Annotated in this window: 13 protein-coding genes and 2 tRNA genes; 5 read left to right on the forward strand and 10 right to left on the reverse strand. The window is 70.7% G+C overall.

Annotation, left to right across the window (positions count from 1 at the left end):
- Positions 1 to 205 precede the first annotated feature (205 nt).
- Positions 206 to 478: a hypothetical protein gene (locus ACGFJ7_RS02560; protein WP_392640404.1), complete on the reverse strand. Its 273-nt coding sequence runs from the start codon at positions 476 to 478 to the stop codon at positions 206 to 208.
- A gap of 376 nt (positions 479 to 854) precedes the next feature.
- Between ACGFJ7_RS02560 and ACGFJ7_RS02565 the strand changes: the two genes are divergently transcribed.
- Genes ACGFJ7_RS02565 through ACGFJ7_RS02580 form a run of 4 tightly spaced genes read left to right on the forward strand, consistent with a single transcriptional unit; the run spans position 855 to position 5,995 of the window.
- Positions 855 to 3,581, forward strand: a complete 2,727-nt coding sequence (locus ACGFJ7_RS02565) for a LuxR family transcriptional regulator (RefSeq protein ID WP_360242195.1) — start codon at positions 855 to 857, stop codon at positions 3,579 to 3,581.
- Between the two features lie 52 nt (positions 3,582 to 3,633).
- Positions 3,634 to 4,467, forward strand: coding sequence for an alpha/beta hydrolase (locus ACGFJ7_RS02570; protein ID WP_360242198.1), 834 nt, complete (start codon positions 3,634 to 3,636; stop codon positions 4,465 to 4,467).
- A complete protein-coding gene (locus tag ACGFJ7_RS02575) occupies positions 4,464 to 5,252 on the forward strand; it encodes an alpha/beta hydrolase (protein WP_360242201.1) in 789 nt (262 codons plus the stop codon). The genes ACGFJ7_RS02570 and ACGFJ7_RS02575 overlap by 4 nt, the downstream gene beginning before the upstream one ends.
- Positions 5,249 to 5,995 (forward strand): MBL fold metallo-hydrolase, encoded by a 747-nt coding sequence (locus ACGFJ7_RS02580; protein ID WP_360242204.1) that lies wholly within the window; start codon positions 5,249 to 5,251, stop codon positions 5,993 to 5,995. Before ACGFJ7_RS02575 ends, ACGFJ7_RS02580 begins: the two co-directional genes overlap by 4 nt.
- Here ACGFJ7_RS02580 and ACGFJ7_RS02585 read toward each other — a convergent pair.
- From ACGFJ7_RS02585 to ACGFJ7_RS02620, 8 genes are all read right to left on the reverse strand, one after another.
- The gene (locus ACGFJ7_RS02585) at positions 5,944 to 6,642 is read right to left on the reverse strand and encodes an MBL fold metallo-hydrolase (RefSeq protein ID WP_392640408.1); all 699 of its coding nucleotides are present in this window, start codon (positions 6,640 to 6,642) and stop codon (positions 5,944 to 5,946) included. The two genes, ACGFJ7_RS02580 and ACGFJ7_RS02585, sit on opposite strands and share 52 nt — an antisense overlap.
- A gap of 1,228 nt (positions 6,643 to 7,870) precedes the next feature.
- Positions 7,871 to 7,943: transfer RNA gene (locus ACGFJ7_RS02590), tRNA-Glu, on the reverse strand.
- A gap of 99 nt (positions 7,944 to 8,042) precedes the next feature.
- Positions 8,043 to 8,114: transfer RNA gene (locus ACGFJ7_RS02595), tRNA-Gln, on the reverse strand.
- An 87-nt stretch (positions 8,115 to 8,201) separates the two neighbouring features.
- Positions 8,202 to 9,005 carry an SDR family oxidoreductase gene (locus ACGFJ7_RS02600; RefSeq protein WP_392640411.1) on the reverse strand — a complete coding sequence of 268 codons (804 nt, stop codon included), beginning with the start codon at positions 9,003 to 9,005 and terminating at the stop codon, positions 8,202 to 8,204.
- 5 nt (positions 9,006 to 9,010) lie between these two features.
- The gene (locus tag ACGFJ7_RS02605) at positions 9,011 to 9,802 is read right to left on the reverse strand and encodes a fumarylacetoacetate hydrolase family protein (RefSeq protein WP_392640414.1); all 792 of its coding nucleotides are present in this window, start codon (positions 9,800 to 9,802) and stop codon (positions 9,011 to 9,013) included.
- A 39-nt stretch (positions 9,803 to 9,841) separates the two neighbouring features.
- On the reverse strand, positions 9,842 to 10,063 hold the full coding sequence (locus tag ACGFJ7_RS02610) for a helix-turn-helix transcriptional regulator (protein WP_360243580.1): 222 nt from the start codon (positions 10,061 to 10,063) through the stop codon (positions 9,842 to 9,844).
- 36 nt (positions 10,064 to 10,099) lie between these two features.
- The gene (locus tag ACGFJ7_RS02615) at positions 10,100 to 10,942 is read right to left on the reverse strand and encodes an ABC transporter permease (protein ID WP_360242216.1); all 843 of its coding nucleotides are present in this window, start codon (positions 10,940 to 10,942) and stop codon (positions 10,100 to 10,102) included.
- Positions 10,939 to 11,874, reverse strand: a complete 936-nt coding sequence (locus ACGFJ7_RS02620) for an ABC transporter ATP-binding protein (protein ID WP_392640417.1) — start codon at positions 11,872 to 11,874, stop codon at positions 10,939 to 10,941. The genes ACGFJ7_RS02615 and ACGFJ7_RS02620 overlap by 4 nt, the downstream gene beginning before the upstream one ends.
- Positions 11,875 to 12,048: 174 nt before the next feature.
- Between ACGFJ7_RS02620 and ACGFJ7_RS02625 the strand changes: the two genes are divergently transcribed.
- Positions 12,049 to 12,990 carry a 3-methyladenine DNA glycosylase gene (locus tag ACGFJ7_RS02625; protein WP_360242219.1) on the forward strand — a complete coding sequence of 314 codons (942 nt, stop codon included), beginning with the start codon at positions 12,049 to 12,051 and terminating at the stop codon, positions 12,988 to 12,990.
- Here the strand turns inward: ACGFJ7_RS02625 and ACGFJ7_RS02630 are convergent.
- Positions 12,977 to 13,219, reverse strand: a complete 243-nt coding sequence (locus tag ACGFJ7_RS02630; protein ID WP_360242222.1) for a hypothetical protein — start codon at positions 13,217 to 13,219, stop codon at positions 12,977 to 12,979. The two genes, ACGFJ7_RS02625 and ACGFJ7_RS02630, sit on opposite strands and share 14 nt — an antisense overlap.
- Positions 13,220 to 13,297 lie beyond the last annotated feature (78 nt).

Genomic DNA, 13,297 nt, shown 5'->3' on the forward strand with positions numbered 1-13,297 from the left:
TGCCCAACCCGCCTACGCGCGCCGCCCGGACGCCTGTCAGGCCCAACCGGCCTGCGCTCGCGGTCTCAACGCGTATCGTGCCCGCCCTTTGCTTTACGGCTGTTTGCCGCCCGCTCCGTCCGTAGCGCCACCCGGGTCTGGCTTGCTCTCAACTCGCGTTACGCCGACTTGCCGCGCGCCACCTTCCTCGTGCCGTCGGTCCGCGCTATGCGCCTGTCGTGACCTCGATCCGCGCCACCGCGGCCGCGACATCACCCACCCGCCCGCCAGCCGCGAATTCACCCAGCGCGCCCGCCATCACATCACTCGATCCCAGCGAGCAGGCCACGACATCACCCAGCGGCCGCACGGCTGCCATGACATCACTCGACCCCAGCGCGCAGACCACGACATCACCCAGCGGCCGCACATCTGCCATGACATCACTCGACCCCAGCGCGCAGACCACGACATCACCCAGCGGCCGCACATCTGCCATGACATCGCCCCGCGCCACTATGCCGGCTTCGGCCCGCCGCCCCGGGCGCCTCAGGCTCGTTGTCCACAGCCCTGAGAACGTTGTCCACAGCCCGTCCGCGCGGCACCCCGCTTTTGGACGACAATGCATCGAGGCGGGGGCCCCCAGGGTGGGTGGGCACTGCGCGGTGGGCACTGCGCGGTGGGCACTGCGCGGTGAGCGGCGCGCACTGCACGGTGGGCCTTGCGGTGACGGCTTCGGCGGCCTGGTTGGACCGGGCGGTTCCGGGCGAATCGCTTTCGGGCGGGGCATGGTCGGGTCATTTCGGCCTGCTCTACGGCGGATCCGAGACTTTTGGACCTGTGATCGGGTCGGTGGGCGTCGATAAGGTCGCGGCGTGCGACTCTTCGGGCGCGAATCCGAGTGTGCTGCGCTCGATGACCTGGTGGCCGGGATTCGGCGCGGGCGCAGCGCCAGTGCGGTGCTGCGCGGTGAGGCCGGTGTCGGTAAGACGGCTCTGCTGCGTCATGCGCGGAGCCGTGCGCCCGGAGGCCTGGACATCAACGGCGTCGAGGCCGAGTCGACCTTTCCGTTCGCGGCGCTGCATCGGCTTCTGGTGCCCTGTCTGCCGCGCCGGGATCGGCTGCCGGCGACGCAGCGGGCCGCGCTCGAGGTCGCTTGCGGGCTGGCCGACGGGCCGCCTCCTGATGTGTTTCTCGTCAGTCTCGCCGCCCTGACTCTGCTCGCCGACGCGCCGCGGCTCTGTGTGCTCGACGACGCGCAGTGGTTCGATCGGGAATCGTTGCGGGCACTGGCCTTCGTGGCCCGGCGGCTGCACGCCGAGGGGGTCGTTCTGCTGTTCGGCTGGCGGTCCGCCGACGGCGACGACTTCGATCTGCTGGCCGGTGTGCCGGTCGTCGAGGTCGGCGGTCTCGACCGGGAGGCGGCCGTGGCGTTGCTCGCCGAGGTCGCGCCGGCGCCGCTCGATCCGGGGCTGGCCGATGGGATAGCCGTTGCCACGGGCGGGAATCCGCTCGCCCTGACCGATCTGGGGCAGGAACTCAGCGTCGAGCAGTTGGGCGGCGCGAGTCCGCTTCCCGATCCGGCGCCGATCGGCAGCCGGCTCGAAGCGCATTATTCGGCCGCTGTCCGGCGGCTTCCCGAGCGGGCCCAGCTGTGGCTGTTGCTGGCCGCGGCGGGGGCGGGCGCCACGGCGGAACAGATTCTGGCCGCCGCCGATGGTCTCGGCATCGGGCCGGTCGACGCGGAGCCGGCTGAGGATCTGCGGCTCGTCGCCGGGACGCCGCCGGTGGCTTTCCGGCATCCGCTGGTGCGGTCGGCCGTCTACGGTGACGCCCCGGCGGGGCGGCGGCGGGCCGTGCACCGGGCTCTGGCCGCGGCCACGTCGCACGCGGTCGACGCGGACCGCCGGGCCTGGCATCTGGCCGCGGCCGCGACCGGTCTCGACGAGGAGGTGGCGGCCGAGCTCGAACGCTGCGCCGAGCGGGCGGCCGCCCGGGGCGGGGTCGCGGCCCGGGCCACCTTCCTGACCCGGGCCGCCGAGCTGTCACCGGCGCCGGCCGACCGGGCCGCCCGTACCGTCGCGGCGGCCGAGGCGGCGGTGCCGGCCGGTGCCCCGGCCCGCGCGCTGCGGCTGCTGGACGAGGTGGACGAAGGGCTGCTGGCCGGGCCGCAGCGGGGAGCGGCGTTGATGACGAGGGCCATGGCGTCGGTCACCACCGGTGCGCCGGGCGCGTTGCGCGACGCCGCGGCGATGTGTCTCGCCGCGGCGGACGCGTTCGGCAGTACGGAACCGGATCGCACCCGTGAGGCCGTGCTGCTGGCGATGCATCACTCGATCACGGCCGAGGATCTGATGCGCGGTGTCACCCCGGAGCAGATCGCCGAGGCGGCCGTCCGGCTCGCCGGGCCCGATCCCGACGGCGCGCCCGATCTGCTGCTGGCCGGCTTCGCCGCCTTCCTCGTGAGCGGATTCGAGCGGGGTGTGCCGGCGATGCGGCGGGGCATCGCCGCGCTGACCGGTCCGGACCGCCGCGACGAGCATCTGCTCACCCACTATCAGCTCGGGATAACCCTCTGCACGCTGCTGTGGGACGACGAGTCGCGCCGGGTGGTGCTGCGCGGGGCCGAGGACGCCGCCCGCCGCGCCGGCGCCTTGCAGACGCTGGATCTGGTGCATTTCATGGCGGCCATGGACGACGCCACCCTGGGGCGGCTGCGTGACGCCGACCGCCATGACGCGATCGGGCAGCGGCTGCGCAAAGCGATCGGCGTCACCGCCGACCAGGAGCTGATCTGGCGGCATCCGGAACTGGTGGCCTGGCGGTCCGGTCCCGGCGACCGGGACGCCCTGCTGCCCGCCCTCGACGTCTTCGACATGCTGGGGGTGGGCGCGATGCGGTCGGTCACCCTGCACAGCATCGCCGTGCTCGACATCGCCTGCGCCGACTACGTGGCCGCCCGGCGGCGGCTGCAGTCGATGGTGGAGTTCGGCCGTCCGGGCCGCTACGCGCGGGTGCTGCCCGATCTGGTGGAGAGCGCACTGCGCTCAGGTGACCGGCGAACCGCCGCTCTCGCCTACGCGGATCTGGCCGTGGCGACCGCCGCCGCCGGAACACCGTGGGCGGAGGGGCTCCGCGAACGCTCCAAGGCGTTGCTCAGCCCGCCCGACGCGGCCGAGGCGCACTATCGGGAGGCGATCGAGCGGTTGTCGGTCACGCGGGCCGTCGGGGACCTCGCCCGGGCCCGGCTGGTGTACGGCGAATGGTTGCGCCGGCGCCGCCGTCGGCGCGACGCCCGGCAGGAGCTGGCGGCGGCGCTGGAGATGTTCGAAGCCGAGAAGGCGCGGGCGTTCGCCGACCGGGCGCGGGCCGAGCTCCGCCCGCTGGGCGAGAGCGGGCTCACCCCCGTACCGGAAAATGAAACGGCCTTGACCCCGCAGGAGGCCGCCGTGGCCCGCCTGGCCCGGGGCGGCGGTACGAACGCGGAGATCGCCGCGCATCTGTTCCTGAGTGCCAGCACCGTCGATTACCACCTGCGCAAGGTGTATCGGAAGCTCGGCGTCCGCTCGCGGCGGCAACTCCGCGACATCTTGCACGACTGACTACGCGTTTCACGGGATTCGCGGATGGGCGCGCTCCCACCACGATCGGCTGATGGCACACGTGAGCGCCGCTTACGGGGCGGAGATCTTCTACAAGGACTGGGGCACCGGCCGGCCGGTGATCCTCAGCCACGGGTGGCCACTCAACTCCGACAGTTGGGAGGCGCAGCAACTTCTACTCGCCGCCAACGGATTCCGCGCGATCGCCCACGACCGCCGCGGGCACGGCCGGTCCACGCAGACCTGGCAGGGCAACGACATGGACACGTACGCCGATGACCTGAAGACTTTGATCGACGCCCTTGATCTGCGGGACGTGACGCTCGTCGGCTTCTCGACGGGCGGCGGCGAGGTGGCCCGCTACGTCGGGCGGCACGGAACCTCCCGCATCGCCCAGGTGGCGCTGGTCTCCGCGGTGCCGCCGTTCATGATGCGGACCCCGGACAACCCGGGTGGCCTGCCGGTCGACGTGTTCGACGGGCTCCGGGCCGGGTCCCTGGCCGACCGGTCGCAGCTGTACCAGGACCTGGCTTACGGGCCGTTCTTCGGCAACAACCGGCCCGGGGCCGACGTCTCGGCCGGCATCCGCGACGCCTTCTGGCTGCAGTCGATGGCGGCGGGGCACCACAACGCGTACGAGTCGATCGCCGCCTTCTCCGGCACCGATTTCCGGGCCGACCTGGACGCGTTCGACGTCCCCACGCTCGTCATCCACGGCGACGACGACCAGGTCGTGCCGTTCGCCGTCGGCGGCCAGGCCAGCGCCACCCGCGTCGCCGGGGCCGTCCTGACCGTCTACCCCGGTGCGCCGCACGGCATCACCGACACCCACAAAGAACAGCTGGGAGCCGATCTCCTGGCCTTCCTGAAGGAGTACGACGCATGAAACCCATCGTTCTGGTCCACGGATTCTGGGTCACCCCACGCAGCTGGGAGAACTGGAAGGCGCACTACGAGGCCAAGGGCCATCAGGTGATCGCGCCCGCCTACCCCGGATTCGACGTCGAGGTGGAAGCCCTGAACGCCGACCCGACGCCGGTGGTCGACGTCACCGTGCCGCAGATCATCGCCCGCTACGAGGAGGAGATCAAAGCACTGCCGGAGCCGCCGATCATCATCGGTCACTCGGCCGGCGGCGCCTTCACCCAGATCCTGCTCGACCACGGGTTCGGCGTGGCCGGCGTGGCGCTCAACTCGGCACCGACCGAGGGCGTACGGGTGGTTCCGCTCTCCCAGCTCAAATCGACGTTCCCGGTGCTGAAGAGCCCGGCCAACCGGCACAAGGCGATCCCGCTCACCTTCGAGGAGTGGAAATACGCTTTCACCAACACCTTCACCGATGAAGAGGCGCGTTTCCTGTACGAGCGGTACGCGATCCCGGCCAGCGGCGGCATCCTGTGGGGCGGCGTGCTCGCCAACTTCCAGCCCGGCCACCAGGACACGTGGGTCGACTACCACAACGACAACCGGGCGCCGCTGCTGTTCGTCTCGGGTTCCGAGGACCACATCATGCCGCCGGCCGTCCAGGAGTCGAACCAGAAGCACTACAAGTCCAACACCATCACCGAACGCAAGGAGTACGAGGGATACGCCCACCTGCTGCCGGCGCAGAAGGGCTGGGAGTCGATCGCCGACGAGGTGCTCGACTGGGCCCTGCGGCACGCTTCATGACCGGCCTGTCCATCACGCACATCGGCGGCCCGACGACGCTGCTGGAGATTGGTGGCGTACGGCTTCTGGTCGACCCGACGTTCGACGCCCCCGGCCGCCACTACGCGTTCGGCTGGGGCACCTCGTCGCGTAAGACCGCCGGCCCCGCCCTGCCGGCCACGGCGCTGGGCCCGCTCGACGGCGTCCTGCTGACTCACGACCAGCACGCCGACAACCTCGACGACGCCGGCCGCGCACTGCTGAAACGGGTGCCGACGGTGGTGACCACTGTCGCGGGCGCCCGCCGCCTGGGCGCAACCGGCTTGTCCCCGTGGACGTCGACGAAAATCGGCGACGTCGAGGTGACCGCCACCCCGTCCCGGCACGGCCCGTGGTGGAGCGTCCCGATCGTCGGCCCGACAACCGGTTTCGCCTTGCGCCCCAAGGGTTCCTCGACCGTGACGTGGATTTCCGGCGACACGGTGGTCTTCCCCGGCGTCCTCCAGGTGGCCGACCGTTTCGAGGTGGACACGGCGATCCTGCACCTGGGCAAGGTCCAGTTCGGCTTGACCGGCCCGGCCCGCTTCACCATGACCGGCCGCGACGCGGCCACCCTGGTCGATCGGGTGAAACCCCGCCACGTGGTACCGGTCCACTACGAGGGCTGGTCCCACTTCCACGAGGGCCGCCCGGAAATCGACGCCGCTTTCCCTCAGGGCAGGCTGACCTGGCTGGAGCCGGGAGTCCAGACCGCGTTGTCGTGAGCGAAGACCACCTGCTTGGGGTCGAGGGCGAGTAGCCGGCCGAGCCAGTCCGGTTGCTCGCCCACACCCGCCTGCCGCCCCAGCACGTCACCGGTGAACAGAGTCGCGTTGTCGTGGCTCTGCCCCGCCACGACCACCGTCCCGTCCCGCCGCCGCACCACAACCGACTGGTGCCCCGCGGTGTGCCCCGGCGTTGGCACGATCGAGACCCCCGGCATGACTTCCACTTCCCCGTCGACCTCTTCGACGACCGCCCCCGGATGGTCAACCAACTCGGGCAGCGTGTGACTCTCCACCGCCCGCGCCAGCTCCAGCTCCGCCCGCTGCGCGAACACCGGCCGCCCCGCCAGCTCCGGATTCCCCCCGCAGTGATCAAAGTGGAGATGGCAGTTCACCACATACCGAACATCACCAAGCTCGACGCCGCCCCGTTGGAGCGCCTCCACAAGCGGAACCCGACTGGGCCGGTAATGCCCCTCAACCCAGGCATCCCCACCCATCCCCGTATCAACCAGCAGTCGCCCCGCCACCGGATGCTCAACCACATACCCGAACACCGGCTCAACCCGAGCCACCCCAGTCCCCGTCTCCTCCCCCGGCCGAACAAACCGCCCAAAGTCCACCCGCCGCACCGCAACATCCCTCACCCCCTGAAGCTAGCCCTCCCCCCTTCCACCCTTCACCCCCAAACCCACCCCACCCCACCCCACACCGCGCCCGCCCCACACCACCGAACGGCGCACAACCACCACCACGCCCCACACCACAGACGCCGAACCCGCAGCCGACGCGTAGACCCCCAGCGGGCGCGCGGCGGCCGGGTAGGCGACACGGGCATGGGCGACCGGCACCCATACGACTCACAACACGGCGAGCAACGCGGTCCGACAGGCGCACAGGCGGCGGCCAACGCGCCCGGCGAGCAACGCGGGCCAACGGGCGCACAGGCGGCGGCCAACGCGCCCGGCGAGCAACGCGGGCCAACGGGCGCACAGGCGGCGGCCAACGCGCCCGGCAAGCGACGCGGTCGGCGGCCGCGCAGGCGAACGACACGCTCGGCGAGCGGCGCAGGCGAACGACACGCTCGGCGAGCGGCGCAGGCGAGCGGTATGGCGGGGGACGCCCATACGACCCGCGACACGGCGGGCAACGCGGGCGGATGGAGGCGGCGCGGCAGGCGGGCGGCATTACGACAAGCGGCACAGCGGGTGATGCGGGCGGCCGGAGGTCAGCGAGGGGGCGGAGGCCGCGCGGTAGACGGGCGACGCGGGCGGGACCGACGGACGGCATACGCCCGGCGACACAGACGGGCATACGACCCGCGGCACAGCAGGTAATGCGGGCAGCCGGAGGTCAGCGAGGGCGCAGGGCGCGCGATGGACGGCCAGACGAGCGCACAGCGCGCAGGAGAGGCGCACGGATACACGCCGTGGACGGCCGAACGAGCGCACGGCGCCCAGACAGCGCAGACCGATACACGCCATGGACGGCCGAACGAGCGCACGGCGCCCAGACAGCGCAGACCGATACACACCGTGAACGGCGGCGTGGACGGATACGCGCGGCCGACGGTCGGCGCGACGAGCGGTCGCCACACCGAGCACCCCCAGGCGACACGGCAGCGCCCAACAGCGCCGCAAGACACGCACCGAGCCGCACAACAATCGGCATAGCAGGCACGAGCGAACCCCGCGGCCCCATGCCGGCCCGAAGGGCTCAGCCCTCCCCACCCGCCCGGACCCCGAAGGGGTTCGGACCCGCACCCGACTCCCCACCGCAACCACCGCACCGTGGGGGTCTGGGGGGTCGCCCCCCAGGCAGATATGCGAAATGACCCCTGTCCGCGCTTACTGCGGACAGGGGTCACCCCGAATGTAGCCCCGAAGGGATTCGAACCCTCGCTACCGCCTTGAGAGGGCGGCGTCCTAGGCCGCTAGACGACGGGGCCAGGACTTGCTTTGTACTGCTTTTCGCTTCGCTCTCGCGTTGGCGACGGGCCGAACTCTATCAGAAGTCCAGCGCCGCCCCTCCCGCGGGAGTTGTAGCGCTGGGGTACCAGGACTCGAACCTAGACTAACTGAACCAGAATCAGTCGGGCTGCCAATTACCCCATACCCCATTGGCTCGGCTTCTTGGTTTTTGCCGCGTTGCCGTGCCGAGAAAGAACTCTACCCGACCCTCGCATGACCAACAAATCGGGTTCGGATCATCGGAAGATGCCCTGGTGGCGGCGGGTCCACTCGACGTATGTCGTGGCGGGGCGGCCGGTCAGTTCGGCGACGGTGGGCAGCGCCGGTTGGGGGTGGCCTACCGAGGCGGCGAGGCCGTCGAGGTACCACTTGGCGTGTTCGCCCATGGTCTTTTCGAATTGGGTCAGGGCCTGGTCGTACGGGAGGTCGATGTAGGCGAGGTCACGTTCGAGGGCCTGCCCGATGGCCGCCACCTTGTCACGGCGGCTGAGGGTTTCGGGGCCGGTCAGCTCGTACGACCTGCCTTCGTGGCCGTCGGTGAGGATGACGTGGGCGGCGACGGCGGCGATGTCTTCCTGGGCGATGGCCGCGTTGGCCACTGTGCCGTAGGCGTCTCGTACTTCGTCGCCGGCGCGGATCTGTGGGGCCCACAGTTCGGCGTTGGCCATGAATTCGCCGGGTTCGAGGTGGGTCCAGGGCACGCCGCTCGCTTCGACGGCGTCTTCGATGGCCTGCCAGTGTTCGCCTTTGGCGCCGGCCAGGTCGACGATGCGCCGCACGCCGGCGTCGGCCGCCAGCCGGCAGACTTCGGGGGCGGTCGGTACGTGCGGCGCCAGGTACATCACGTCGACGCCGGCGAGGGCGGCCGGCAGTGTGGACGGCCGCCCCACGAAGCCTTTCACCACGTCGACGCCCGCGGGCAGGGCCGCTTTGGCGGGGTCGACGGTCAGGGCCCGTACGTCTGAGGCTCCTCGCGCCAGCAGTTCGTCCACGACCATGCGGCCGATGTTTCCGGTCGCGCCGGTGACGAGGATCTTCATCGGCGTCAGTCGAGGGAGACGACCGGGTTGCGGAGTTCGCCGATGCCCTGGATGCTCACCGAGACGGTGTCGCCCGAGGTGATCTCGCTGACTCCGGCCGGCGTGCCGGTGAGGATGATGTCGCCGGGCAGCAGCGTCATGACGTGCGACACGTACGAGACGAGGGTCGGCACGTCGAAGACCATGTCCTTCGTACGGCCGATCTGCCGCACCTCCATGGCTTCGGGGTCGCGGCCGACCTCGCACCGGATCTCGAGGTCGCTCACGTCGAGGCCGGTGACGATCCACGGCCCGATCGGGCAGAACGAGTCGAAGCCTTTGGCCCGGGTCCACTGCGGGTCGCTGCGCTGCAGGTCGCGGGCGGTGACGTCGTTGCCGATGGTGTAGCCGAAGATCGCCTTTTCGGCGCCGGCCCGGTCGACGCGGCGGGCTCCGGTGGCGCCGATGACGACGGCCAACTCGGCCTCCTCCTCGACGCGCTGCGACTGCGGGGGGAGCCGGATGGCGTCGTTGGGCCCGATCACCGAGGTGGAGGGCTTGATGAAGATCAGCGGCTCCTTGGGCACCTCGTTGCCGAGCTCGGCGGCGTGGTCGGCGTAGTTGCGGCCGACGCCGATGACCTTGCTCGAGAAGATCGGGGCGAGGAGCCGGACGTCGGCCAGCGCCCAGCGCTGACCGGTGAAGCGGACCTCCTCGAACGGCAGGGAAGAGATCTCGGCGACGGTCAGGCCGGAGGCGTCACCCTCGACGACGCCGAAGGAGACCCCACCAGCATGGACAAAACGGGCGAAACGCACGATGATCTCCTGTTCGCGGCTTTGATGCTCCTAGGAAATCTACGCCGGGCGCTGCGCTCCGTCCGCCGTCGCACCGAGACGGGGGAACGGGTCGAGCGAGAAGATCACCTCGACCGGCACCTCGAAGTAGCGGCCGATCTTGAGGGCCAGGTGGAGGCTGGGGCTGAACTCGCCGCGCTCGATGTAGCCGACGGTCTGGTAGTGGACCCCGACCGCGTCGGCGAGCTGCCGCCGCGAGATGCCGCGCTCGGCGCGCAGCATCGCGATCCGGTTGTGCGTGACCTCGTTGCCCAATTCCTACCGCCCGACCGTGCTCATCATTCGCTCGCGCCGCGCCGCGACGGCCGAACCGGACTCGCGCCGCGCCATCCGACGCAAGAGCGTGGGCGCCAGCGCCAGGCCGACGACGGCCCAGGCCGCGAGCACGCCGAACGTCTCCAGGGTGCGCCAGGACCCGGTCAGTTCGACCGAGGCCAGCGCGTCCGGCAGGAACGCCGAGCGCATGCCCAACCCTAACCAGTAGATCGGGAAGACCTGGGCGACGCCCTGGAGCCAGCCCGGCATCGCGCTGATCGGGTAGAAGACGCCGGAGATCGCGATCAGCCCGAACAACGGCAGCATGATCACCGGCAGGGCGCGCGGACTCTCGAAGACGGAGCCCAGCGCGGCGCCGAGCGGCATGGTGGCCAGCAGAGCCAGCGGCAGCAGCCAGAGCAACGTCAGCCACGTGCCGGGTCCGGTCTCCAGCCCGTCGACCAGCAGGGCGCCCGGGATGAGCACGGCCACCATGGAGACCAGCGTCATACCGCCGACGACGATGACCTTGCCGACCAGGTAGCCGCCCATCCCGTTCGGCGTGGCCTTGGCCCGCAGCAGCGTGCCGTCCTCGCGCTCGACGACGAGCAGTTGGGCGATCGTGACGAGGCCGCCGAAGGCCAGGTTCATGCCGAGCATGCCGGGCAGGGCGCCGGCGCCGAGCGAGAAGTCGGTGCCGGGGATCGTCGCGTCCCGCATGAAGAACAGGACGAGGAGCAGCACCACGGTCGGGAACAGGTAGCCCCACAGGTCGATCGGCGTGGTGAGCGTCTGCCGCAGCTCGATGCGGCCGCGGGCGGCGCCGGTCCGGAACGTCTCGATCATCGGGCGCTCTCCTCGAAGTCGCGGACCAGCCGCATGTACGTGTCCTCGAGGCTGCTGCGGCGTACCTCAAGCTCGGTGACGCTGTCGCCGTACTGCGTCAGCAGTTCGCGGACGAACGGCGTCGCCTCCTCGGCCGAGTGGACGAACCGCTGGCCGTCGCGGGTCCAGCGGATCTCGCTCTCGCGGGAGACCAGGCGGGAGAGATCGTCGGCCGACCCGTCGGCGATGATCCGGCCGCCGGACAGGATGACGATGCGGTCGGCCAGTTTCTCGGCCTCGTCGAGGTCGTGGGTGGTGAGCAGGATCGTCGTGTCGTCCACATCGGTGAGCCGGTGGACCAGGTCGTGGAACTCGCGGCGGGCCGCCGGATCGAAGCCGACCGTGGGCTCGTCGAGGAAGAGCAGCTCGGGCCGGCCCACGATGCCGATCGCCACGTCGAGCCGCCGCCGCTGGCCACCGGAGAGCCGGGACACCCGGGTCCCGGCCTGCGCGGTCAGGCCGACCACCTCGAGCAGATCACCCACGGGCCAGGGACGGCGGGTCTCGGGCGTCGAGTACGGGCGGTAGTAGCGCCCCAGGTGTCCCAACAGCTCGGCGACGCGCCACTTCCCGTGGTCGCGCCACGACTGCAGAACCACGCCGACGCGGGAGCGCCAATGCTCGCCGCCGGCGGACGGGTCGACGCCCAGAACCCGTACCTCTCCGGAAGACCTCATCCGAAAGCCTTCGAGGATCTCGATGGTGGTGGTCTTGCCGGCCCCGTTGGGGCCGAGCAGCGCGAGGACCTCACCGCGGCGGGCGGCGAAGGTCACCCCGGTCAGGACATCCTTCGCCCCGTACCGCATGCGGAGATCGCGGACGTCGATCACGCGCTCGCCGGCCGGAACCTCCGGGCCGGCGGCGAGCGCCCCCGTCAATGTCATTCCTCCCATGTCCGGGACGTTAGCAAGGTCGTAGTAGATGTACTACATATTTTTGCAGTTCTGCTGTGTCGGAAAAATTAACTTACCGAAATGGACGGATATGCCGGGAGTGAGCACCGTGGCGCGGCTCATTGGCGCGCGACGGTGATCGTGTTGATCGCCTCGGCTGGATACGCTGGTGCGATGGGGATCAAGCAGGTGAGGACGCTCACCACGACGCTGCCCTCGGTCACCTGGATTCCTATCGCCCGGGCGCACGCCGAGCGCGCCGACGAGATGACCGCGGGCCACCGTGCCCGGCGGGCCTCCGGCGAGAAGCATGCCATCGAAGATTTTCTGTACGACTACTACGGCACCCGCCCGTCGGTGCTGCGCCGCTGGCATCCCGGCGTCGGCACCGGGCTCGCCCCCTCGCCGACCGGGGTGGCCGAGCACGCCGCGTGGAAGTTCTACATGACGTACCCCGACGGGGTCGTCACGCTCGACGAGGTCGCCTTCATGCACGCCCGCGGCGAGTCGGTGCGCTACATCCACGGCCTGCTGACGGCGACCGCGTCCCGCCCGGTCTTCTCCGGCTGCTTCGGCCTGCACGAGTGGGCGATGGTCTACCGCGACCCGGAACACCGCCATCCGCTGCCGCTGCGCCTCGGCCAGGCCGAAACCGATCGGGTGGTCGAGGATCACCCGATCAGGTGTACGCACTTCGACGCGTTCCGCTTCTTCACGCCGGAGGCGGTCGGCCTCAACCGCCTCCAGCCCACCCGCGCCACCCAGGTCGACCTCGACCAGCCCGGCTGCCTGCACGCCGCGATGGACGTGCACAAGTGGGCGACCAAGCTGGGCCCGGCCGTGCCGGGCGCGCTGGCGCTGGACTGCTTCGCCCTGGCCGGCGACATCCGCCTGCTGGACATGCAGGCCAGCCCGTACGACCTGTCCTCGTACGGCTTCGATCCAGTCAAGATCGAAACCCCCGAGGGCAAGGCCGAGTACGTGGCCCGGCAGCGCGAGTTCGCCCGCCGGGCCGCCGCTCTGCGCGCCCGCCTGATCCGCGTCTGCGAGGAGCTCATGGGCCCCGAGGACGCGTCACGCAACCGCGAGGCCGTCGCCCCGTTCAACCATCGCTGACCCCTTCACCGAGACCTTCCAGGGCCGGCCGCAGCCCCGCCATCTGCACGAATATCGACCGGCGCTCGACCGCGTCGCCGACGGGGTCGAGCTCGTAGCCGTCGATCCACACCCATCCGGCGTACGTCTGCCAGTCGTGCACACGAATCACCCGGAACCGGATCGGCGTGGCGAACTGCACGCTGGCCGACCGGCCCACCTCCAGCACATCTCCCGGCTGAGGCACCATCACGCCACCCCCACTCCACATCGGACTAGTCGTGCGACACTAGTCTGGTGATCAGTTGCTCCGTGTTGCCGGTCGGGC

Origin of the sequence: Actinoplanes sp. NPDC048988 (assembly GCF_043197815.1) — a bacterium.
Lineage (GTDB): Bacteria > Actinomycetota > Actinomycetes > Mycobacteriales > Micromonosporaceae > Actinoplanes.

Coding starts and splice junctions, on each gene's coding strand:
- ACGFJ7_RS02560 (WP_392640404.1), bottom strand. CDS start 478: ATGGCAGATGTGCGGCCGCTGGGTGATGTCGTGGTCTGCGCGCTGGGG.
- ACGFJ7_RS02570 (WP_360242198.1), top strand. CDS start 3,634: ATGGCACACGTGAGCGCCGCTTACGGGGCGGAGATCTTCTACAAGGAC.
- ACGFJ7_RS02575 (WP_360242201.1), top strand. CDS start 4,464: ATGAAACCCATCGTTCTGGTCCACGGATTCTGGGTCACCCCACGCAGC.
- ACGFJ7_RS02580 (WP_360242204.1), top strand. CDS start 5,249: ATGACCGGCCTGTCCATCACGCACATCGGCGGCCCGACGACGCTGCTG.
- ACGFJ7_RS02600 (WP_392640411.1), bottom strand. CDS start 9,005: ATGAAGATCCTCGTCACCGGCGCGACCGGAAACATCGGCCGCATGGTC.
- ACGFJ7_RS02610 (WP_360243580.1), bottom strand. CDS start 10,063: ATGCTGCGCGCCGAGCGCGGCATCTCGCGGCGGCAGCTCGCCGACGCG.
- ACGFJ7_RS02615 (WP_360242216.1), bottom strand. CDS start 10,942: ATGATCGAGACGTTCCGGACCGGCGCCGCCCGCGGCCGCATCGAGCTG.
- ACGFJ7_RS02620 (WP_392640417.1), bottom strand. CDS start 11,874: ATGGGAGGAATGACATTGACGGGGGCGCTCGCCGCCGGCCCGGAGGTT.
- ACGFJ7_RS02625 (WP_360242219.1), top strand. CDS start 12,049: ATGGGGATCAAGCAGGTGAGGACGCTCACCACGACGCTGCCCTCGGTC.
- ACGFJ7_RS02630 (WP_360242222.1), bottom strand. CDS start 13,219: ATGGTGCCTCAGCCGGGAGATGTGCTGGAGGTGGGCCGGTCGGCCAGC.